Origin of the sequence: Pseudonocardia humida, from assembly GCF_023898865.1 — a bacterium.
GTDB classification, from domain to species: Bacteria; Actinomycetota; Actinomycetes; order Mycobacteriales; family Pseudonocardiaceae; genus Pseudonocardia; species Pseudonocardia humida.
This window is the reverse complement of the sequence record NZ_JAGSOV010000011.1, coordinates 20,497-41,736: the sequence shown is the minus strand read 5'-3', so window position 1 is coordinate 41,736 and position 21,240 is coordinate 20,497. Positions and strand designations below refer to the sequence as shown.

Below are 21,240 nucleotides of genomic sequence, written 5' to 3'. Positions count from 1 at the left end.
CGGTGCCGGGCCCGGCCTCAGCGGCGGCGGCGCTCGGGGCGGCAGCGCAGCAGCACCGCGCTGGCCTGCACCCGGCTGTGCACGCCGATCTTCGCGTAGATCCGGCTGACGTGGACGCCCACGGTCTTCTCGCTGATGAACAGCCGCCCGGCGATCTCCCGGTTGGTCCGCCCGCCGGCCAGCTCGACCAGGACCTCCAGCTCGCGGGCGGTCAGGGCGTCCAGCTCGTCGTCCTCGTCGGCGCGGGCCCCGACCGCCGCGGCGGGGACCGGGTCGGCGCCGGCGAGCCGCACGCGCGCCCGCTCGGCCAGCTCGCGGACCTCGGTGAGCAGCGGCACTGCGCCCAGCCCTTCGGCCGTCCGGGCGGCCTCGCGCAGCGCGGTGACCCCGGCCGCCGAGTTGGCCCGCCGGGCCAGCAGCCCCTCGGCCCGGCGCAGGTGCCCGTAGGCGGTCGGGTAGGGCCTGCCCAGGTCGGCCCAGGCCCGCACGACCCGCTCCCAGGCCTGCGGGTCGGACCGGTCGGCGGCGCGGCCCTCCTCGGCGAGCCTGCCCAGCGCACCGGCCCGCGCCGACGGTGTCGGTTCCGCCGCCCGGCGGGCCGGCTCGTCGCCGTGGCGGCGCGATCGGGCGGTCAGCCCGTCGTCGGGACGCCGGACGCCCAGGCGGGTCAGCTCGGCCCGGGCCCGCGCGCCCCGCTCCAGCACCGCGGCGAGCGGTTCCGGCTGGTCGGGGCCCTGCTCCAGGACGTCGAGCGCGGCGGCCACGTGGTCGAGCGCGAGGTCCGGGCGCAGCCGCCACAGGGCCAGGTCGGCGGCCGCGGTCAGCAGCGCGACGCGGTGGTGGGGGCCCGGGGTGCCGGCCGCGAGCGGCCGCGCCGCCGCGAGGTCGTCCTCGGCGTCGGCGAAGCGGCCGCGGGCGGTGCTCAGCCGGGCCCGCGCCAGCCGCACCTCCAGCTCGGCGACGCCCGTCGGCGCCGTCCGCCAGGCCCGCTCCAGGACCGCCGCGGCCTCGTCCCAGCGGCCCAGGCCGAACAGCCCGGCGGCGGCCACGGCCAGCAGGCCGGCGCCCGCGCCGCGGGCCATGCCCAGCGCGGCGGCCCGGTCGGCGCCGGCGACGGCGGCCTCCGCGCCGCGGGCGGGCTCGTCGAGCGGGCCGCACAGCAGCTCGGCCAGGCCGCGGTGGGTCCGGGCGATGGCGGCCGGGTCGCCCGACCGCTCGGCCGTCGCCACCGCCTCGCGCAGCAGGACCTCACCCGCGGCCGGGTCGCGCCTGCTCGCGCCCAGCACCGCCAGGCACCGGGCCCGCGCCGCCGGGGCGGCCGACCCGACCACGCCCAGCAGCCGCCCCGCGGTCTCCTGGGCCCCCGAGACCTCCCCCGCGGCCCACAGCAGCTCGGCCCGCGCGCCCAGCACCTCGGCCCCGGCGTCCCGCGCCGCACCGGCCCGGTCGAGCAGCGGACCGGCCTCCCGGCCGCGGCCCGCCGCCAGCAGGTACTCGGCCAGCCGCGCGGCCCGCTCCGCCCGGGCCCGCTCGCCGGATCCGGCGACGGCGGACAGCGCCACGACCGCCGCGGCGGGATCGCCTGCCAGGTGGGCGCACTCGGCCGCGCGCTCCAGGCAGCCCGTCCGGTCGACGGTCACCTCCCCGCGGGAGCGACCGGCCAGCCCGGCGGCGCGCAGCCAGTGCCGGTGCGCCGCGGCGAGGTCGTGCGCGGCCTCGGCCGACCGCGCCGCGGCGACGGCGGCGGCCAGCGCCGGCCCGTCCTCGCCCGCGGCGTGCCAGTGGTGCGCGAGCCGGATGTCGACACCGGGCAGCTCGCGCGCCCACCCCGCGGACAACGCCGCGGCGTAGCGGCGGTGCAGGTCGATCCGCTCACCGGGCAGCAGCTCGCGCCGGACCACCTCGGTGAGCAGCCCGTTGGGCAGCCGGTAGGAGTCGCGGTGGGCCTCCCCCGCGTCCTCGGCGACGACGATCCCGGCATCGGCGGCCTCGCGCAGCGCGCCGAGCAGCTCGCCGCCGCCGCCCAGCACGGCCTCCAGCAGCCGGTGCGGCAACGGGCCGTCGGCCACCGCGACGGCCCGGACCGCGCGCAGCGCGTCGCCGGACAGCAGGGCCAGCCGCGACAGCACCAGCTCGCGCAGGCCCACGGGCAGCGCCAGCGGGTCGCCGTCCAGGGCGGCGAGCAGGGTCTGCTCGGCGATGAGCGCGTTGCCCGCCGAGCGCTGCCACACCAGCTCGACCAGCTCCGGCCGCCCGGGCGCGGCCGACTCCACCAGCTCCGCCACCGCCGCGCGGGCCAGCGGGGCGACGTCGACGGTGCGGACCCGCTGGTGGCGGGCCAGCTCACCGATCAGCACGCGGGCGGAGGCGGTGTCCGGGCGGCGGCCCGTGCGGTGCGTGGCGACCAGCAGCACCCGCCCGGGGGGCGGGTCGGCGACCAGGTACGCGAGCAGGTCGCGCGTGGACCGGTCGACCCACTGCAGGTCCTCCACCACCAGGACCACCACCGAGGTCTCGGCCAGCCGCAGCACGGCCCGGTGCAGCAGGTCCATCACCTCGGCCCGCGAGGGCGCGGCCCCGGTCGGCGCGGCCGCGAGCAGCTCGTCGAGCCGGTCGGCCCACGGCTCGGGCGGCTCGGTGGCGTCCCGGGAGCTCCGCAGCGCGCGCAGCCCGGAGAGCACCGGGCGGAACGGTGGGCTCCCGGCGACCCCGGAGGCGGCGCCGGCCAGGACGACGGCCCCGCCCGCCCGCGCCTGCGCGACCAGCTCGGCGACCAGCCGGGACTTGCCGACACCCGCCTCCCCGGTGACGAAGACCGCCGCCATCCGCCCGGCGGCCGCCTCGGCCAGCGCGGCGCCCAGCCGGGCGCGCTCCCTGTCGCGCCCCACGAGGATCCGCCCGACCGCGGGGGGAGGGATCGAGCGCCCGCTCACGTGGGCGACGTTAATCGGCCGAACCGACCAGCGGCAGGCGGCATCCGGGTGCTGTCCGTGATCGAAGGATCCCCGATCGTGGCCGTCCCTCCGGGCAGCCCGCGCGGATGTATCACGTCCATGTCGGGGTGCTCGTCATCCTGGACGGCTCCGTTTCACCGAAGGAGGACGATGCCGCCGACCGGAGAGGCCGGGCCGATCGACGAGGTGCTGCGCAGGCTCGCCGAGGTCCACGACCACGCGCTCGCCACCGCGACGGCGGGGACCACCGACGGGATCGTCGTGTGCACCGGCCTGTACCGCGACATCACCGCCCGGGTCGCCGACCTCCTGGGTGAGGGCCGGTTCGCCGCACCCGCGTTCCTGGCGCGGTTGGAGACCGAGCTCGCCGACCGGTTCGCCACCGCGCTGGGCGGCCGTACCGCCGACGCCCGGGAGGTGCCCGCGGCGTGGCGGCTGCTGCTCGACAACCGGGCCGACCCGTCGACGCCTGCGGCGGCCTTCGCCGTCGCCGGGGTGAACGCCCACCTCAACCTCGACCTCGCCGCCGCGCTCGTCAGCACCTGGGAGCACGTCCCACCCGACGACGGCGGCCCCGCCTCCGCCCAGTACCTCGACTACTGCCTGCTCGTCGACACCGTCGAGACCGCGGTCGACCCGCTGCGCGAGGAGCTCGGCGCAGGCGAGGCCGGGCACCTGACCGACCTCGCCGTCCGCTTCACCCGCGACCTCGCCTGGGACGAGGCCCGCGAGGTGTGGACCGACGGCGCCGACGAGGCCCGCAGGCTGCGCTCGGCGGAGAAGCTCGACGCGATCGCCACCTGGCTCGGGCGGCGGCTGCTCGGGCTGCCCTGACCCGCCCGGTCAGGGCCGCTGCACGCCGACCACCGCCCACCGCCCGGTCCGCAGCCGGGCCAGCACCGCCGCCAGCCGCACCAGCATGAACCCGGCCAGCCCCGACCAGATCCCGGCCAGCCCCCAGCCGAAGACCAGCGACGCCCAGATCAGCGGCAGGAAGCCCAGCACGGCCGCGAGCAGGGTGGTGGTGCGCAGGTAGGCGGCGTCCCCGGCGCCCAGCAGCACCCCGTCGATCGCGAACACGACCCCGGCGATCGGCTGCAGCGCGGCGAAGAACCACCACGGCACGACGATCGCGGCGAGCACCACCGGGTCCGGCGTGAACACCGGGGGCAGCACCCCCACCAGCGCCGCGAACACCGCGCCGAACCCGATCCCGAGCACCAGCCCGTACCGGGTGACCTGGGCGGCCAGCGCCTTGGCCCGCGCGGCGCTCCCGCCGCCCAGCGCCGCGCCGACCAGCGACTGCGCCGCGATCGCCACCGCGTCCAGCACCAGTGCCATGAAGTTCCACAGCTGCAGCACGACCTGGTGCGCCGCGGCGGCCCCGGCCCCGAAGCGGGTGGCCACCGCGGCCGCGGACAGGAAGCACGCCTGGAAGGCCAGGCTGCGGGTCAGCAGGTCGCGGCCCAGCGCGAGCTGCTGGACCAGCACCGCGGGTCGGGGGCGGATCGAGTCGGCCCCGGCGCGGGTCAGCGCGCCGAGGAACAGCGCGGCCGCCAGGCTCTGCCCGATGACGTTCGCCGTCGCCGAGCCGACCAGGCCCATGCCCTCCCAGCCGCCGATGCCGTGCACCAGCACCGGGCAGGCCAGCGCGGACAGGCCGTTGCCCGCCAGCACGAACACCAGCGGGGACCGGGTGTCCTGCACGCCGCGCATCCAGCCGTTGCCGGCCAGCGTGACCAGCACCAGCGGAGCCCCGATGAGCGCGACCCGCAGCCAGGACTCCGCCGGTCCGGCGATCTCCGGCTGGTCGCCCAGGGCGCGGGTGACCGGGCCGGCCACGAGCTGGCCCACGCCCAGCACCACCAACCCGACCGCCAGCGCGAGCCAGGTCGCCTGCACGCCCTCGCCCACCGCGTCGGCCCGCCTGCCCGCGCCGTGCAGCCGCGCGGCGCGGGCCGTGGTGCCGTAGGACAGGAAGTTCAGCTGGCTGGTGACCTGGACGAACACCACCCCCGCCACGGCCAGCGCGGCCAGCGCCAGTGCCCCGAGCCTGCCGACGACGGCCGTGTCGACCAGCAGGTAGAGCGGTTCGGCCGCCAGCACCGGCAGCGCGGGCGCGGCCAGCCGCAGCACCGCGCGCGCCGGGACCCGGTCGGGGTCCGGCGCGCGGCCGGTCACGGCAGCAGGGGCCGGCGGCAGACGTAGACGAACGCCGGCGGCAGGTTGCGCCACACCGTGGCGCTGACCACGACCTCGTCGAAGGTGTGGCGCAGCGAGGCGCGGAAGCGGCGGGCCGCGGCCAGCGTCATGCCGTGCAGGTAGGCGAACGTGGTGAACGCCCCGGTCGGGCCCACGGCCGCGCTGATGCCGCCCAGCAGCTCGGCCTGGGTGGCGTCGTCGAACAGCGCCCAGGGCAGCCCGCAGATCACCGCGTCGACCCGGGCCACGCCGCGCTCGGCCAGCAGCGCGCTCAGGTGCGCGGCGTTGCCCTGCACGACCTCCAGCTCCGGGCGGGTCCGGTTCAGGTAGGCGACCATGTCCGGGTCGAGCTCCACGGCCAGGTGCCGCCCGCCTGCGGGCAGCCGCCGCGAGATCACCGCGCTGACCGCCCCGGTGCCCGGACCGAGCTCGACGACCACCGGCTCGCCCTGCGAGGGCACGATCGAGGCGAGCACCGCGCCCAGGCGCTCCGAGCTGGGCGCCACCGCGCCCATCGTCGCCGGGCGGCGCAGGGCCGCGGAGAGGAACGCGCGACGGGCCGCGACGGGCCCCGGGGTGGGACGGGCCGCGGTACCGCCGGGCGCGGGTTCGGACGTCATGGGTCTCCTCGACTCGACTGCGATCACCGTATCGAGGTGCCCCGCACCGGGCGCCGCCGGTCGAACGCGCGCCCGCTCAGCCCACGAGCCGGGGCCGGTCCGCCGACAGGGCCCCGCGCAGCACGCCGAGCAGCACCTCCGGCGGGCCGTCCGCGGTGAACCCGGCCGCCACGGGATGCCCCCCACCCCCCATCGCGACCGCGGCCGCGGCCACGTCCACCCGGCCGTTCGAGCGCAGGGACACCACCCAGCGCTGCGGCCCGACCTGCTTGAAGACCGCGGCCACCTCCGCCTCGCCCGCCGTGCGCACCACGTCGATCACGCTGTCGACCTCCGCGGGGCGGAAGCGCGAGCTGATCTCGAACGGGACGCGCGCGTGCACCAGGCCCAGCCCGCCCGCCGCGGCGGCCTCCAGCCGCGCCCCGGCGATGATCTCGCCCAGCGCGGCCAGCCAGCTGAACGGGTGGGTGTCCATCAGCGGCCCGACCACGTCGGGCGGGTGCACCCCGGCCGCGATCAGGTCCGCGGCCAGCAGGTGCGCCGAGCGGCCCGCGGTGCGGAAGCCGCGGGTGTCGGTGACCAGGCCCGCGTACAGGCAGCGGGCGATGTCGGCGTCGAGCCCGACACCCATCTCCACCAGCACCTCGTGCACCAGCACGACGGTCGCCTCGGCCTGCGGGTCGAGGACCTGGACGGTGCCGAAGCCCGGGTTGGACGCGTGGTGGTCGATCATGACCGAGGCGCCCGCGGTGACGAGCCGGTCGGCCAGGTGGCCGAGCCGACCCGGGTCGGCGGCGTCGCAGGACACCAGCACTTCCGGCGCAGGCCACACCTCGTCGGACGGCACGACCAGACCCAGCGCGTCCAGCGGGCGCAGCGTCTCGGGGAACTCGTCCGGCGTGGCGAACGAGACCTGCACGGCGGCGCCGCGCCGGTGCAGCGCGATCGCCAGGGCCAGCGCGCTGCCGAGCGCGTCGGCGTCCGGGTTGAGGTGGGCCAGCAGCGTGACCTCGCGGGCGGTGGTGAGCAGCGCCGCCGCGTCGCTCACCGCGGACGCGTCGGGCCGCTGCGGGATCATTCCGCTCTGCTCATTCCGGCCACCTCCGGCCAGGGCCCCGCCGTGTCATCGCCGGATCACTCCGGGTCGGCGGGTTCGCGGGGGACCCGGTACGGGTCGGCCTCACCGGCCGGGCTGGCCGTCGCGGCCAAGCGGGCCACCTCGGCGTCCGACTCCCGGGTGCGGGCGAGCAGCTCCTCCATCCGGCGGGCCTCGTCGGGCACCTGGTCGAGCACGAACGCCAGCGACGGGGTGTGCCGGATGCCGGTGCCGGCCCCGACCTTCGTGCGGAGCACGCCCGTCGCGCTGGCCAGCGCCGCGGCCACACCCGCCGTGTCGGGGTCGGCCTCGACCGTCTCGCCGAGCACCGTGTAGTACACCGTCGCTTCGCGCAGATCCCCGGTGACCCGGGTGTCGGTGATCGTCACCATCTTCAGCCGCGGGTCCTTGACCTCGTGCTCCAAGGCGTCCGCCACGATCTGCGAGATGCGCTTGGACAACCGCCGCGCCCGCGCGTGGTCCACCATGTGCAGTCGCCTCCTCCGTCGAGCCCGATGCATGGGAGTCGCCGTTGTGGCGGCTCTTCACACACGGCTCAGTCGTCCTCCGGGCCCAGCAACCGCCGACGCGCCGAGAGCAGCTCGAACTCGGGGCGGGCGGCGACCATCCGCTCGCACCGGTCGAGGAGCTCGACGACGTGGGCGTGATCGGGAGCGACGCAGCTCACCCCGACCAGCGCCCGGCGGTGCAGGTCGAGGTGGCCGGCTTCGGCCGCGGACACCGCGAACCTGCGGCGCAGCTCGGCGACCACCGGCCGGACCACCGACCTCTTCTCCTTCAACGAGTGGACGTCCCCGAGCAGGACGTCCAGCTCCAGCACACCGACGAACATGCGCGTCACACCGCGGCCCGACGCCGGAGGGGCCGGCCGGGTCGGCCGGCCCCTCCGTGCTGCGTCAGCTCCGCGGCTTCTCCCGCATCTCGAAGGTCTCGATGACGTCGCCGTCCCTGATGTCGTTGTAGTTCCCGAGCGTGATACCGCACTCGAAACCTTCGCGGACCTCCACGACGTCGTCCTTCTCCCGGCGCAGCGAGGCGATCGACAGGTTGTCGGCGACCACCACGCTGTCGCGGATCAGGCGCGCCTTGGCGTTGCGGCGGATGAGCCCGCCCATCACCAGGCAACCGGCGATCGACCCGAAGCGCGAGGACCGGAACACCTGGCGGACCTCGGCGCGGCCGAGCTCCACCTCCTCGAACTCCGGCTTGAGCATGCCGCGCAGGGCCTGCTCGATCTCCTCGATGGCCTGGTAGATCACCGTGTAGTAGCGGATCTCCACGCCCTCGCGGGTGGCCAGCTCGGTCGCCTTGCCCTCGGCCCGGACGTTGAAGCCCAGGACGATGACGTTGTCGGCGATGGCGAGGTTGATGTCGCCCTCGGTGATCCCACCGACGCCGCGGTGGATGACCCGCAGCTCGACGTCGTCGCCGACCTCGATCTTCATGAGCGCGTCCTCGAGGGCCTCGACGGTACCCGAGTTGTCACCCTTGATGATCAGGTTGAGCTGGTTGGTCTCCTTCAGCGCGGCGTCCAGGTCCTCCAGGCTGACCCGCTTGCGCCGGCTCGCCAGCTCGGCGTTGCGCTCGCGAGCGCGGCGCCGGTCGGCGATCTGGCGGGCGACCCGGTCCTCGTCGACGACCAGGAAGGTGTCGCCCGCGCCCGGCACCGAGGTGAACCCGATGACCTGCACCGGACGCGACGGGTAGGCCTCGGTGACGTCGCCACCGTGCTCGTCGAACATCCGCCGGACGCGCCCGGAGGCGTCGCCCGCGACGATCGAGTCGCCGACCCGCAGCGTGCCGCGCTGCACCAGCACCGTGGCCACCGGACCGCGACCGCGGTCGAGGTGGGCCTCGATCGCCACGCCCTGGGCCTCCATGTCCGGGTTGGCCCGGAGGTCGAGGCTGGCGTCGGCGGTCAGCAGGATCGCCTCGAGCAGCTGGTCGATGTTCGTGCCCTGCTTCGCGGAGATGTCCACGAACATCGTGTCGCCGCCGTACTCCTCGGCGACCAGGTTGTACTCGGTCAGCTGCTGGCGGATCTTGTCGGGGTTGGCCCCCTCCTTGTCGATCTTGTTCACCGCGACCACGACCGGCACGTCGGCGGCCTGGGCGTGGTTGATCGCCTCCACCGTCTGCGGCATGACGCCGTCGTCGGCGGCGACCACGATCACCGCGATGTCCGTGGACTTCGCGCCGCGGGCACGCATGGCGGTGAACGCCTCGTGACCCGGGGTGTCGATGAAGGTGATCGGGCGCTCGTAGCCCTCCAGCTCGGTGACGACCTGGTAGGCGCCGATGTGCTGGGTGATGCCGCCCGCCTCGCCCTCCATGACGTTGGCCTTGCGGATCGTGTCCAGCAGGCGCGTCTTGCCGTGGTCGACGTGACCCATGACGGTGACCACCGGCGGCCGGATGACCAGGTCCTCCTCGCCGCCGGCGTCCTCGCCGTAGGAGATGGAGAAGCTGTCGAGCAGCTCGCGGTCCTCCTCCTCCGGGCTGACCACCTGCACGGCGTAGTTCATCTCGCTGCCGAGCAGCTCGAGGATCTCGTCGGACACCGACTGCGTGGCCGTGACCATCTCGCCGAGGTGGAACAGCACCTGGACCAGCGACGCCGGGTTGGCGTTGATCTTGTCGGCGAAGTCGCTCAGCGAGGCGCCGCGCGGGAGCTTGATCGTCTCGCCGTGGCCCTTCGGCAGCCGCACGCCACCGACGGACGGGGCCTGCATGGAGTCGAACTCCTGGCGCTTCTGGCGCTTCGACTTGCGGCCCTTGCGGGCCGGACCGCCGGGACGGCCGAACGCGCCCGCGGCACCGCCGCGACCACGACCGCCGCCACCACCGGGACGACCGCCGCCACCGCGGAAGCCACCACCGGCCGGGGCGCCTCCGCCACCGCCGCCGGGGCCACCGCCACCGGGGCGGAAGCCACCGCCGCCACCACCGGGACGACCGCCGGGACCACCCGGACGACCACCCGGACCACCGGGACGACCGCCACCGGGGCCACCACGGCCACCGGGACCGCCACCGGGCCGCCCACCCGCCGGACGCGCCGGCATCATGCCGGGGTTCGGCCGCGGGGGCATGTTGCCCGGCGACGGCGGACGCGGACCGCCGCTACCCGGCGCACCGGGACGCGGAGCGGAGGGACGCGGACCACCGGGACGGGGACCGCCCTGCCCGGGACCGCTCTGGCCCTGGCCGCCCTGACCCGGACCCTGCTGGGCGGGGGGCGGACCGGGGCGCGGCGCGGCCGGACGGGGCGGGGCGCCGGAACCGACGCCGAAGGGGTTGTTGCCGACCCGCGGGGTGCGGGGGCCCGGACGCGGGCCACTGGGCCGCGGCGGGACCGTGGCGCCACCGGTCGAGCCCGCGTCGGCCGCGGCCGGACGGGACTGACCGGGCTGGGCCGGACGCGGACCGGGGCGCTGGGTCGCCGGCTGGGCCGGGGACTGCGCGGCCGGGGACTGCGCCGGCGGAGCCTGCGCGGCCGGGGCCTGCGCCGCGGGGGCCTGGGCCGCGGGGGCCTGGGCGGCCGGCGCCTGCGCCGGCTGCTGGGGCTGCTGCTGGGGCGCCGGACGGCTCGGGCCGGGGACCGGACCGGGACGCGGACCCGGGCGCGGGCCCGGTCCGGCGGTACGCGGACGGTCGGTCGACGGGGTCGCCGACGGGCCGGCGGCCGCGGGGGCCGACGGCTGCGGGGTCTGCGACGGCTGCGGACCCTGGGGGCCCTGCGGCGGACGCGGGCGACCCGGGACCGGGCCGCCGTTCTGGCCGCCGGGGCGCGAGGGCATCGCGCTCGGACGGGGCGCGGGGCCACCGCCGGGACGCGGACGGCCGCCACCGGGGCGGGGCCGACCGGAGTCGCCCCCACCGGAGACGGACTCCCGGAGCTTGCGGGCCACCGGAGCCTCGACCGTCGACGACGGGGACTTCACGTACTCGCCCAGATCCGCCAGCTTGCTGAGGACCTGCTTACTGCTGATGCCGAGCTCCTTGGCGAGCTCGTGCACGCGGGCCTTGCCTGCCACTGCACTCCCTGAATCTCGGAGGCCGGGCGGCTGACCCGCTCGACCTCGAACCTAGAGTCGAAGCACGTTCATGGTGCGATCTTCACGACTGGCTCATGACGGGTCGACCTTGCTTCCTTCTATGCCGGACCCGGGTGTTTCCCGAGCCCCGTTGACGGTGTCGATGTGCACTCGCACGCGGGCGGTGTCCAGCGGTCCCCCGGCGCGGAACGCCCGCGGGAACGCCGAGCGCCGCTCGGCACGGTCCAAGCACTCCGGGACCGGGTGCAGCCAGGCACCGCGCCCGGGGAGCCGCCGCCGCGGGTCCGGGACGACCGCCCCGTCCACCACGGCGACTCTCAACAGACCGCCGGCCTCGGCGCGGGTACGACACCCGATGCACGTCCGAACCGGTCCCGTCGCGGATCGGTGATCCACCACGGGGGACGGACGAGCAGGGGCCCGACTCGAACCGAGGGCCGCTTCGCAGTGTAGCGCAGCGTCCCCCCGGGCTCGCGCCGCGCGGGTCCCGGAACCGCTCGGTGCTCCGTTCAGCCGACCGACTCCGACTCCGGGGCGTCCACGGCGCCGCGCGGGTCGGCGTCGCTGCGGATGTCGATCCGCCACCCGGTCAACCGGGCCGCGAGCCGGGCGTTCTGCCCCTCCTTGCCGATGGCGAGGGAGAGCTGGAAGTCGGGCACGACGACGCGGGCCGTGCGGGTGCGCTCGTCGAGGACCGTGACCGAGACCACCTTCGACGGGGAGAGGGCGTTGCCGACGAACGTGGCCGGGTCGTCGGACCAGTCCACGATGTCGATCTTCTCGCCGGCCAGCTCGCTCATCACCCCGCGCACCCGCGCCCCGACCGGCCCGATGCAGGCGCCCTTGGGGTTGACCCCCGGCACCGTCGACCGGACGGCGATCTTGGACCGGTGCCCGGCCTCCCGGGCCACCGCGACGATCTCCACCGAGCCGTCGACGATCTCGGGGACCTCGAGGGCGAACAGCTTGCGCACCAGGTTGGGGTGCGTGCGGCTCAACGTGATCTGCGTACCGCGCATGCCGCGCGTCACACCCACCACGTAGCAGCGGATCCGCTCGCCGTGCCGGTAGCTCTCCCCCGGCACCTGCTCGGCCTGCGGCAGCACGCCCTCGGTGCCCCCGCCCAGTGCCACGATCACCACACCGCGCGCGTTGGCGCGGGCGTCGCGCTGGATCACGCCCGCGACGATCTCGCCCTCCTTGGCGGCGAACTCCCCGTAGGTGCGCTCGTGCTCGGCGTCGCGCAGGCGCTGCACGATGACCTGGCGGGCGGTGGTGGCGGCGATCCGCCCGAAGCCCTCCGGGGTGTCGTCCCACTCGGTGTCGACCGCGCCGTCGGCGGTGAGCTCCTGGGCCATCACCCGCACCGCGCCCGTCTTGCGGTCGATGTCGATCCGGGCGTGCGACTGGTGGCCGTCGGTGTGCCGGTAGGCGGTCAGCAGCGCCGTCTCGATGGCCTCGATGACCGTGTCGAAGGGGATGTCCTTCTCGCGCTCGATGGTCCGCAGCGCGGCGATGTCGACGTTCATGCCGTCTCCTCCTCGGATCGCTGCCGCTGCCGGTCGCCGTCCTCGCCACCGTCACCGGTCAGCATCCGGACCTCGGCCGCGGGGGCCGGCTTGAACTCGACCTGGACACCGGCGTGCGCCACGTCGTCGTAACGCAGCTCGCGCAGCTTGCCGTCGACCAGCAGGGTGACCGCGTGGTCCCCGGCCGCGCCGACCCGGCCGGTCAGCTGGGTGCCGTCGTGCAGGCGCACGGCGACCTGGCGCAGGTGCGCGCGGCGCCAGTGCCGGGCCCCGGTGAGCGGGCGGTCGACCCCGGGCGAGGTGACCTCCAGCGTGTAGGACCCGCCGACCAGGTGCTCGTTGCCGTCGAGCTCGGCGGAGACCGTCCGCGACAGCACGGCGATGTCGTCGAGGTCGACCCCGGTGTCGGAGTCGACCACGACCCGGATGGTGTGCCGGCGCCCCGCGGCCCGCACGTCGAGCTGGTCGAGCTCGAAGCCGGCGGCGGCGACGAGCGGCTCGAGCACGTCGCGCAGCTGTCCCGGTGGCTGCGCGACAGCCTGTTCCGGGCGGGGGGAGGACATCGCGGGGCTCCTTGTTCTGGCCGGTCTGCGGCGTACGGGTGAGCGGGCGCGGACCGACGCATCGGGCGCGGCAGGTCCACCAGCCTATCGCGGCCCGCCACCCCGGCCCGCCGCGGAGCACCCTCCCGATCGACGTCCCCGACCGGCCGCCGACCGAGCGCCCCGACCGCCCCTGCGCGCCGGGCGCCCCGCCCGGCTCACGGCCCCCGGCGACCGCCTGCCGACGGGCGCCCGGCGCCCGGCTGGCACCATTGGCCCCCGTCCGCGCCGACCGCTCCGGCGCCGCGCGGGTGGACGTCGTGAGGAGAGTTCGTGAGCGCAACACCCCCGGTCGGGGTCCCCCGCCGCCGGGTGCTGGTCGCCGCGCTGCTCGCGGTGCCCGCGGCGGGCGGCTGCTCGTTCGGCTCCGACGCCGACGACGCGCCCGACCCGCTGATCGCGCTGGCCGACGCCGCCCGCGCGGACGCCGGGCTGGCCCGGGCGGCGATCGCGGCCGACGGCGCGCTGGCCGAGGCGCTGCAGCCGCTGGTGGACGCGCGGGCCGCGCACGCGGCCGCGCTGGAGGCCGAGATCACCCGCCTCGACCCCGACCGCGCCGCCACCCCACCGGCCCCGCCGCCCGCCCCCGCGCTGGGCCGCGACCCGATGGCCCGCGTCCGCGAGGCCTGCGAGGCGTCCGGCGCCGCGGCCGCCGCGGCCGCGGTCGCGCTGCCCGCCGAGCGGATCGGCCTGGTCGCCGCCGTGGCCGCCTGCTGCTCGACGTACGCGGTGGTGCTCGGATGAGCGGCGCGGAGGCCCGGCAGGCCGCGATCGACGGCCTGCAGGCCGCGCTGGCCACCGAGCACGCGGCGCTGTGGTGCTACTCCCTGGCCGCGGCCTTCCTCACCGGCCCCGCCGCCGACCAGGCCGACCAGGACGCCCGCGATCACCTCCGCCTGCGCAGCGCCGTGGAGCGCACCCTGTCCCGGCTCGGCGCCCGGGCCGTGTCCGCCCAGCCGGCCTACGCCACGCCGGAGCCCGTCGTCGACGCCGACTCGGCCGCCGGGCTGCTGCGGGTCGCCGAGACCGACGCCCTCGCGGCGTGGCGGTCGCTGCTGGAGCGCAGCGCGGACCCCGCGGTGCGCCGACCCGCGCTCAACGCGCTCGTCGAAGGGACGCTGCGGTGCGCGCGGTGGCGGGTGGTGACGGGGACGCCGCCGGCGATCCCGGTCTTCCCGGGCCGGGACGACCCGACCTGAGGTTCGTTCGCCCCGGTTCGCACCCGTGACATGTGCCTGGTGGGGCTGCGGAGGGCCCGGGAGGCCCATGAGGTTCATGTCGCGGGTTGGCTCGCCGCCAGCGCCCGCAGCGCCATCTCCACGTCGGCCTCGGTGTTGTAGAGCGCGAAGGCCAACCGCGCCGCCCCGGCCCGTGCGCTCACCACCACCCCGGCGGACGTGAGCCGCTCCACCGCACCCTCCCGGCGCACCGAGACGATCGCCGATCCGCCCGGGCCCATCCCCAGCTCCGCGCGGAAGGCGTCGGCCAGGCCGACGCAGTGCGCCTGCACGGCGGCGCGGTCGAGGCCGGCCAGCCACGGCAGCGCCACCGCGGCCCCGACGTGGGACAGCCACGCCGGGGAGATGCCGAGGCCGCGCGGGCCTTCGGCCAGGCGCAGGGGCAGCCCGTAGGTGCTCTCCCACTGATCGGCGCCCGCCGACCAGCCCGCCTGGTGCGCGACCGGCTCCAGCCTGCTCCCCGCCGGCAGCGCCATCCACGCGGCACCGCGCGGGCTGAGCAGCCACTTGTAGCCCGCGACCAGGACCGCGTCGGCCCAGGTCAGGTCGGCGTCGAACCAGCCGAGGGACTGGGTGGCGTCCAGCACCACCGCGCACCCGGCCTCCCGGGCCGCGCGCAGGGCCGCCAGGTCGACCACCCGCCCGTCGGCGGACTGCACGACGCTCACCGCCACCAGGTCGAACTCGGGGGCGCGCTCGCCGATCCGCTCCAGCGGCACCTCCTCGACCGTGACGCCGCGGCGGTGCTGAGCGGCGAACGGCCACGTCACGCTGGTGAACTCGCCTTCGGCGACGAGCACGCGGGCCCGCTCGGGCAGGCTCGCGGCGATCAGGCCGAGCTGCCCGGACACCGCGGCGCCCAGCGCCACCCGGTCGGGGGCGACGCCGACGAGCGCGGCGAAGCCGGCCCGGGCCCGCTCGACGGGGGCGTCGTAGTCGGGTGGACGGGCCGCCCCGCCCCGCCAGGCGTCGACCGCCGCGGCGACCGCGTCGGCGACCGCGGAGGGCGGGACACCGATGCTGGCGGTGTTGAGGTAGCCGTCGGGGACGTCGAACTTCTCTGCGTGGACCGCGCGCACCACCCGACCCTAACCGCGGGGGACACTGGTCCCCGTGGACAGCACGTTGATCGAGATCCGGACCGGATCCGGGGAGACCGTCGTCGACCTGACCGACGAGATCGCCGCCTTCCTGCGCTCGACGGGCGCGCGGGACGGGCTGCTGAACGTCTGGGTGCCGCACGCCACCGCCGGGCTCGCGGTGATCGAGACCGGCGCCGGCAGCGACACCGACCTGCTCGCCGCCCTGCGCGAGGTGCTGCCCGCCGACGACCGGTGGTCGCACCGCCACGGCAGCCCCGGCCACGGCCGCGACCACGTGCTGCCGGCGTTCATCGCGCCGTCGGTGTCGGTGCCGGTGCTCGACGGCCGCCCGGCGCTGGGCACCTGGCAGTCGGTGTGCCTGGTCGACACCAACGGCGACAACCCCGTGCGCTCGCTGCGGCTGTCGTTCCTGGCCGGCTGAACCGGGGTCGGGCTCAGCGCGGCAGCTGGGCGATCCGGTCGGCCACCTGCTCGGCGGTGGTCAGCCGGGCCTCGCCTGCGGCCAGGCAGTCGCGCACGAGGGCGGCGTCGGGCTCGTCGAGGCCGGGGTCGATCTCGGCCGGCTTGGCCAGCACCCGGCGGATCGCCAGCAGCGGCTGGGTGTCGGGCAGCTCGCCGTAGAGGCCGGCGCCCGACAGCGCCCGGTGCGCGGTGGCGCCCAGCGACCACACCTCGGTGCGCCGCGACGGCACCGCGCCGGCCAGGATGTCCGGGTCGGTGAACTCGACCGAGCTGGGCCTGCCCATCCCGGTCATCGTGTTGCCCGGGGTGAGGAACCGGGTCAGGCCGAGGTCGGACAGCCGGCCCCCGACGGTGCCGTCGGCCTGCTCGGCGAGCCAGATGTTGGTCGGGTTGATGTCGCCGTGCGCCATCCCGGCCTCGTGCAGCGCGTGCGCCGCGCGGGCCGCGTGCTCCAGCGCGGCGAGCGCCTCCTCGCGGGCCAGCGGGCGGGCCGGGGCGGCCAGCGTGCCCAGCGGGAAGTGCTCGGTGGCGTAGACGAACGTGTCCTCCAGGACCGCGTCGTACACGCGGACGAGGTACTCCGAGCGCACCGCCGCGAAGGCGCGCAGCTCGCGCACCCCGCGGTCGTAGGCCTGCTCGGCGACCCGGTCGCCGAACACCTTGAGCGTCACGAACTCCTCGTCGAGCCCGAGCCGGGCCGGGGGGCGGGCGACGAAGTAGTGCCCGTGGTTGCCCTCCCCCAGCGGTCGCACGACCTCGTAGTCGGCGATCATGCGTGGCGCGACAGTGGCGTCCACCGAGCCTCCTGTGTGTCCGCCCGAACCGTCCGACGGGCGCTCGACGATGTCCCCCCGTGCCCGCACCGGTCGACCCGGCTCGGAGCACCGCTGGTAAACATACGCCCGCCCGACCGGGGGGAGACGGCTCAGTGGATACCGCGCACATCGCGGCCTTCGTCCTGCTGGACGTGGCGATCGTGGTCATCGCCGCGCGCCTGATGGGGCGGCTGTTCCTGCGGCTGGGGCAGCCGGCGGTGATCGGCGAGATCGTCGCCGGCATCGCGCTGGGCCCCACGCTGCTCGGACTGCTGCCCGGCGACCTCGACGCCCTGCTGTTCCCGACCGAGGTGCGCCCGCACCTGTCGGTGATCGCCCAGCTGGGGCTGGCGCTGTTCATGTTCATCGTCGGCCTGGAGGTCGACCTCGGCCTCATCCGCGGCCGCGGGCGAGCGGCCGGCACCGTGGCGACCGGGGCGATGGTGCTGCCGCTGGTGCTCGGGGCCGCGGTGGCGCTGGTGCTCTACCCGCACCACGACACCAACGCCGACGGCGAGCCGATCCCGCAGCTGGCGTTCGTGCTGTTCCTCGGCGTCGCGATGTCGATCACAGCGCTGCCGGTGCTGGCGCGGATCCTCACCGAGCGGCGCATGCACCGCATCCCCACCGGCGTGCTCGCGCTGGCGTGCGCCGTCATCGACGACGTGCTCGGCTGGACGCTGCTGGCCGTCGTGGTCGCCGTGGCCGCGGGCGGCAGCCCGGCGGGCGTCGGCTGGATCATGGGCATGACCGCGCTGTTCGTGCTGGTCATGTTCGTCGTCGTGCGCCCGCTGCTGGCCCGCATGGTCGCCTGGCACCGGCAGGCCGGGCGGCTCACCCCGGACATGCTGGCCGTCGTGCTGGCCGGGCTGCTGCTCTCGGCCTGGGTGACCGACCTCATCGGCGTGCACGCCATCTTCGGCGCGTTCCTGTTCGGCGCGATCATGCCGCGCCGCGACGCCGGCCTGCTCACCCGGGACATCCTGGAGCGCCTCGAGCAGGTCAGCCTGTCGCTGCTGCTGCCGGTGTTCTTCGTGGTCGCCGGGCTGCAGGTGGACGTGGGCGGGATCGGCCCGGACGGGGTGTGGCAGCTCGGGCTCATCCTGCTCGCCGCGATCGGCGGCAAGGTCCTCGGCACGGCAGGCGCGGCCCGGTGGCAGCGCCTGCCGCGCCGCCAGCAGTGGGCGCTGGGGCTGCTGATGAACACCCGCGGCCTGACCGAGATCGTCATCCTGCAGGTGGGCCTGCAGCTCGGGGTGCTCACCCCGACGATGTTCACGCTCATGGTGCTGATGGCCCTGATCACCACGGCGATGACCGGGCCGCTGGTGCGCAGGCTCTACCCCGACCGCGTGCTCGACCGGGAGCTGGCCGCGCTGGAGGCCGCCGAGCAGGCCGCCCTGGGCGGGCCGGAGTCCTACACCGTGCTGGTGGCCGTCCCGGAGGACCCGGCGGCCGCGCGCCGCACCGCGCAGCTCGCCCGCGAGCTCACCGGCCGCGAGGAGCCCGCCCGGGTCGTGCTGTGCCGGCTGCTGGCGCCCGCCGCGCCGCTGGAGGTGGCCGGCGGGATGGGCGCGGAGCTGGCCGTGCTGGCCCAGGTCGGCGACGAGCTGCGGGCGCTGGCGGCGGAGCTGTCCGACGCGGGCACCACGGCCTCGGTGGTCGTGCGGTTCGCCGCCGACCCCGCCGCCGACCTCGCCGCGCTGGCCGCCCGGCTGGACGCCGACGTCGTGCTGCTCGTCGAGGAGCCGACCGCCGCGACCGACGACGACGAGGCCCGCGGCGCCGAATCCGCGGGCTCCGGCAACGCCTCGCGGCTGCAGGCGCTCGACGCGGTGCCGGAGGTGACCGTCGTCGTCGCCGACGCCGGGGCCGAACCGGCGGGCACCCGGGTCGGCGTGGTCGTCGACGGCGGGGCGGGCGGGCGCGCGGCGGTGCGCGTGGGCGCCCAGCTGGCCCTGCACACCGGGGCCGACCTGGCGGTGGCCCCGGTCGACCGGCGGCGGGCCCGGCGCAGCGGGGCGGCCGTCGCCGCGCTGGCCCGCCGCGGCATCCCCGCCGAGGGCGTCGACGACCCGGCCGGGGCCGGGCTGCTGGTGCTGCCCGTCGACCTGGCCGCCCCCGACGCCACCGGCGCGAGCGCCGTGCTGCGGGTGCGCGCCGCCGCCGCGGACGCCGACGACGACGTGGAGCAGGTCGTCGAGCGGATCGAGGTCGGGGCGCCGAGCCAGGCCTGAGGCCCGGCCGGGCCCGGCGTCAGCGCACCCCGGACGGCGACTCGAACACGAAGGTCCGCGCCCCCAGCCGCACCTTCGTGCCCGGCACCATCCGCCGGGTCTGGTGCGGGGGCAGCGGGGTCCAGCCCGTCTCCCCCGGCTCGGACACGTAGGTGCCGTTGCGCGAGCCCGAGTCGACCAGCATGACGTCCCAGCCGTTGAGCCGGACCTCGGCGTGCACGCGCGACACCGAGCCGGAGCGGTCCTCGATGATGATCGCGCGCAGCACGCCGGAGCGGACCCGCTGGTCGGCCTCGGGCATGCGGCCCACCAGGTACTCGGCGTCCACGGTGTAGGTGGAGCCGTCGTCGAAGACCAGCAGGCCCAGCGGCGGGCGGGTGCCGACGACGAGCACGCCGGTGCGCTCGTTCATCCGGATGCCGCAGAGCACGCAGAAGTGCGAGCGCGGGTCGTTGAGGTGGCCGCGGGCGCACAGGTGGCCCTGGGCCTTGGGCTGCTCGAAGACCGTGGTCGCGTTCTCCTGGGCCGCGGGCGAACCGACCGGGGCGCCCGCGTCCAGCGGCGCCCGCGGCGGCTCGACCGGGGCGACGCCGAGGATGCGCTCGGCGCGCCGGGGGACGGGCGCGGGCGCCGGGCGGGAGGGCGGCACGGCGCCGGCCAACCCGGTGGCCTCGCCGGGCGCGGCGGCCGCGTCGGGGCCGCCGACCGGCACCAGCGGCTGGGGCGGGGTGCGCGGCGCGGCCGGCCGGTCGGGCGCGGGTCGTCCGAGCGGCGGCGCGACCGTCGTCGGGGCCTCGGCGACGTCGTCCGCGGCCTGCTCGGCCGCGGGGGCGCCCGCCGGGACCGGGTCGCCGGGGCCCTCGCCGGGCCCGCGGTCGTCGACGTCCGGGTCGGGCTCCTCGGGGCCGGAGGGCTCCGGGGCGGGCGGGCGCTTGTCGAACCGGGGGCGCTCCCGGGGGGCCGCGGGGCCGTCGTCGTCGGCGTGCGCCCCGTTGAGCGGCTCCGGCTCGTACGCGGGCTCGGGGAGGGGCTCGGGCGGCTCGTCCCACGCGGGCGCCTCGTGGTCGCGGTGCTGCTCGGGGGCGGCCGGGGCGTGGTCGGCCGCGGTGTACTCGGGTGCGGGGTACTCGGTGGGGTACTCGGTGGCGGGGTGGTCGGTCGCGGCGTACTCCGCGGGCGCGGGCTCGACCGGCGGGGGCGCGAACGGCTCCTCGTAGACGACCACCGGCTCGGCGGGCGGCCGGTGCCGCGGCGACGGCGGAGCACCGCCGTCCAGCGGGGGCCAGAGATCACCGGGGACCTCGTCGACCGGCTCCGCGACCCGCTCGTCCGCCGACGGCGGCGCGTCGATCGCCCCGACCGCGACGGCCACCCCGTCCGGGACGAGCACGACACCGCTGCCCGGCACCACGCCGAGCCGCAGGTCGTGCACCCCGCCGACCATGTCCGGGGGCAGTGCCACGCCGGCCAGGGTCAGGGCCACCGGACCCTCCGGCACCGGCAGCAGCCGGTCGGTCCAGGCGGCCGACTGGGTGCCCGACAGCGCCAGGTCCTGCTCGGGCACGACCAGCTCGACCGGGCCGGACAGGAACGTGGCCCACTGGTCGCCCGCCACGGCGAGCGTGCCGAAGCGCAGGTCGGCACCGTCGCCCGTGCTCAGCCACATGGCCAGCCTGCGGGCCAGCGTGCGCCCGGCCGCCGGCCCGGGTTCGGCGGCGACCTCCTCGCACAGGTCGAGCAACCGGGCCAGGGCCGCGGGGTCGCCGCTCTGCGCGACGCAGACGATCCCCGGCCAGCGGGCGACCACCGCGTCGGCGGGCCCCGCCGCGACGACCGCGGCCCTCCCCGAGTCGAAGTCCACTTAGACGAGCCTCCCACCGCGGAAGCGCCAGTGGATGAACGGCACCCGCATCGGGCCGACGGCCAGCAGCCAGACCACCAGCCACGTGGTCAGGAACAGCAGCGCGAACGCCCCGAACGGCACCGAGGGGCCGTCGAGGCCGGGCACCGCGTCCAGCGAGAGCAGCAGCCAGACCAGCGCGCCCTCGTTGACGACGGTGATCAGCGACAGTCCGGTCGGCCAGTCCTTCTCCCAGCGGAACTGCATGATCAGGTGGTAGAGGAACTCCCACGCGACGCCCAGCACGAGGGTCGTCAGCAGGATGGTGAAGGTCATCGCGTAGGCCTCGCCCAGCGGGCCCGGCAGCGGCAACAGCGGGGTCAGCAGCAGCGTCCACAGCCCGCCGACCACGACGAGCATGGCGATGCGGGTCTGGATCCGCCCGTTCAGCGTGGGGAGCACG

19 protein-coding genes are annotated in these 21,240 nt (G+C 76.8%); 5 read left to right on the top strand and 14 right to left on the bottom strand.

Going from position 1 to position 21,240, the window contains the following annotated elements; translation table 11 throughout:
- Positions 1-17: 17 nt before the first annotated feature.
- On the bottom strand, positions 18-2,933 hold the full coding sequence (locus KDL28_RS41350; protein WP_252436072.1) for a helix-turn-helix transcriptional regulator: 2,916 nt from the start codon (positions 2,931-2,933) through the stop codon (positions 18-20).
- Positions 2,934-3,104: 171 nt separating this feature from the next.
- Here KDL28_RS41350 and KDL28_RS05295 point away from each other — a divergent pair, with 171 nt between their 5' ends.
- Positions 3,105-3,788: a DUF5995 family protein gene (locus KDL28_RS05295; protein ID WP_252436071.1), complete on the top strand. Its 684-nt coding sequence runs from the start codon at positions 3,105-3,107 to the stop codon at positions 3,786-3,788.
- 9 nt (positions 3,789-3,797) lie between these two features.
- Here KDL28_RS05295 and KDL28_RS05290 read toward each other — a convergent pair whose 3' ends face one another.
- The 9 genes from KDL28_RS05290 to rimP all read right to left on the bottom strand — a co-directional run bounded on the left by KDL28_RS05290 (position 3,798) and on the right by rimP (position 13,043).
- Positions 3,798-5,135, bottom strand: coding sequence for an MATE family efflux transporter (locus tag KDL28_RS05290; protein ID WP_252436070.1), 1,338 nt, complete (start codon positions 5,133-5,135; stop codon positions 3,798-3,800).
- The gene (locus KDL28_RS05285) at positions 5,132-5,776 is read right to left on the bottom strand and encodes a class I SAM-dependent methyltransferase (RefSeq protein ID WP_252436069.1); all 645 of its coding nucleotides are present in this window, start codon (positions 5,774-5,776) and stop codon (positions 5,132-5,134) included. The genes KDL28_RS05290 and KDL28_RS05285 overlap by 4 nt, the downstream gene beginning before the upstream one ends.
- 76 nt (positions 5,777-5,852) lie before the next feature.
- Entirely contained in the window at positions 5,853-6,854 is a 1,002-nt protein-coding gene (locus KDL28_RS05280; RefSeq protein ID WP_252436068.1) for a DHH family phosphoesterase, read from the bottom strand.
- A gap of 56 nt (positions 6,855-6,910) precedes the next feature.
- Entirely contained in the window at positions 6,911-7,360 is a 450-nt protein-coding gene (gene rbfA, locus KDL28_RS05275; protein ID WP_252436067.1) for a 30S ribosome-binding factor RbfA, read from the bottom strand.
- Between the two features lie 68 nt (positions 7,361-7,428).
- A complete protein-coding gene (locus tag KDL28_RS05270) occupies positions 7,429-7,725 on the bottom strand; it encodes a DUF503 domain-containing protein (protein WP_252436066.1) in 297 nt (98 codons plus the stop codon).
- Between the two features lie 64 nt (positions 7,726-7,789).
- Positions 7,790-10,930, bottom strand: coding sequence for a translation initiation factor IF-2 (gene infB, locus KDL28_RS05265; protein ID WP_252436065.1), 3,141 nt, complete (start codon positions 10,928-10,930; stop codon positions 7,790-7,792).
- A 93-nt stretch (positions 10,931-11,023) separates the two neighbouring features.
- A complete protein-coding gene (locus KDL28_RS05260) occupies positions 11,024-11,257 on the bottom strand; it encodes a YlxR family protein (protein ID WP_372496891.1) in 234 nt (77 codons plus the stop codon).
- Positions 11,258-11,460: 203 nt separating this feature from the next.
- Positions 11,461-12,480 (bottom strand): transcription termination factor NusA, encoded by a 1,020-nt coding sequence (gene nusA / locus KDL28_RS05255; protein WP_252436063.1) that lies wholly within the window; start codon positions 12,478-12,480, stop codon positions 11,461-11,463.
- Positions 12,477-13,043 (bottom strand): ribosome maturation factor RimP, encoded by a 567-nt coding sequence (gene rimP, locus KDL28_RS05250; protein WP_252436062.1) that lies wholly within the window; start codon positions 13,041-13,043, stop codon positions 12,477-12,479. The genes nusA and rimP overlap by 4 nt, the downstream gene beginning before the upstream one ends.
- A 312-nt stretch (positions 13,044-13,355) precedes the next feature.
- On the opposite strand from rimP, the gene KDL28_RS05245 reads away from it, so the two are divergent.
- Together KDL28_RS05245 and KDL28_RS05240 are read left to right on the top strand one after the other, a co-directional pair.
- On the top strand, positions 13,356-13,826 hold the full coding sequence (locus KDL28_RS05245) for a hypothetical protein (protein ID WP_252436061.1): 471 nt from the start codon (positions 13,356-13,358) through the stop codon (positions 13,824-13,826).
- Entirely contained in the window at positions 13,823-14,281 is a 459-nt protein-coding gene (locus KDL28_RS05240; protein ID WP_252436060.1) for a ferritin-like domain-containing protein, read from the top strand. Before KDL28_RS05245 ends, KDL28_RS05240 begins: the two co-directional genes overlap by 4 nt.
- 74 nt (positions 14,282-14,355) lie before the next feature.
- Here the strand turns inward: KDL28_RS05240 and KDL28_RS05235 are convergent, their stop codons facing one another.
- On the bottom strand, positions 14,356-15,399 hold the full coding sequence (locus KDL28_RS05235) for an aminotransferase class V-fold PLP-dependent enzyme (RefSeq protein ID WP_252436059.1): 1,044 nt from the start codon (positions 15,397-15,399) through the stop codon (positions 14,356-14,358).
- A 34-nt stretch (positions 15,400-15,433) separates the two neighbouring features.
- On the opposite strand from KDL28_RS05235, the gene KDL28_RS05230 reads away from it, so the two are divergent.
- Positions 15,434-15,844, top strand: a complete 411-nt coding sequence (locus KDL28_RS05230; RefSeq protein ID WP_252436058.1) for a secondary thiamine-phosphate synthase enzyme YjbQ — start codon at positions 15,434-15,436, stop codon at positions 15,842-15,844.
- 13 nt (positions 15,845-15,857) lie between these two features.
- On the opposite strand, the gene KDL28_RS05225 is transcribed toward KDL28_RS05230, so the two are convergent.
- Entirely contained in the window at positions 15,858-16,682 is an 825-nt protein-coding gene (locus KDL28_RS05225; protein WP_252436057.1) for a protein kinase domain-containing protein, read from the bottom strand.
- Positions 16,683-16,813: 131 nt separating this feature from the next.
- On the opposite strand from KDL28_RS05225, the gene KDL28_RS05220 reads away from it, so the two are divergent.
- Positions 16,814-18,937 carry a cation:proton antiporter gene (locus KDL28_RS05220; RefSeq protein ID WP_252436056.1) on the top strand — a complete coding sequence of 708 codons (2,124 nt, stop codon included), beginning with the start codon at positions 16,814-16,816 and terminating at the stop codon, positions 18,935-18,937.
- Between the two features lie 19 nt (positions 18,938-18,956).
- Here KDL28_RS05220 and KDL28_RS41345 read toward each other — a convergent pair whose 3' ends face one another.
- Positions 18,957-20,798 (bottom strand): FHA domain-containing protein, encoded by a 1,842-nt coding sequence (locus tag KDL28_RS41345; protein ID WP_252436055.1) that lies wholly within the window; start codon positions 20,796-20,798, stop codon positions 18,957-18,959.
- The gene (locus KDL28_RS05210; RefSeq protein WP_252436054.1) at positions 20,799-21,239 is read right to left on the bottom strand and encodes a hypothetical protein; all 441 of its coding nucleotides are present in this window, start codon (positions 21,237-21,239) and stop codon (positions 20,799-20,801) included. It lies immediately after the preceding gene.
- Position 21,240: the final 1 nt, after the last annotated feature.

Coding starts and splice junctions, on each gene's coding strand:
- KDL28_RS05280 (WP_252436068.1), bottom strand. CDS start 6,854: ATGATCCCGCAGCGGCCCGACGCGTCCGCGGTGAGCGACGCGGCGGCG.
- KDL28_RS05295 (WP_252436071.1), top strand. CDS start 3,105: ATGCCGCCGACCGGAGAGGCCGGGCCGATCGACGAGGTGCTGCGCAGG.
- rbfA (WP_252436067.1), bottom strand. CDS start 7,360: ATGGTGGACCACGCGCGGGCGCGGCGGTTGTCCAAGCGCATCTCGCAG.
- nusA (WP_252436063.1), bottom strand. CDS start 12,480: ATGAACGTCGACATCGCCGCGCTGCGGACCATCGAGCGCGAGAAGGAC.
- KDL28_RS05270 (WP_252436066.1), bottom strand. CDS start 7,725: ATGTTCGTCGGTGTGCTGGAGCTGGACGTCCTGCTCGGGGACGTCCAC.
- KDL28_RS05285 (WP_252436069.1), bottom strand. CDS start 5,776: ATGACGTCCGAACCCGCGCCCGGCGGTACCGCGGCCCGTCCCACCCCG.
- rimP (WP_252436062.1), bottom strand. CDS start 13,043: ATGTCCTCCCCCCGCCCGGAACAGGCTGTCGCGCAGCCACCGGGACAG.
- KDL28_RS05240 (WP_252436060.1), top strand. CDS start 13,823: ATGAGCGGCGCGGAGGCCCGGCAGGCCGCGATCGACGGCCTGCAGGCC.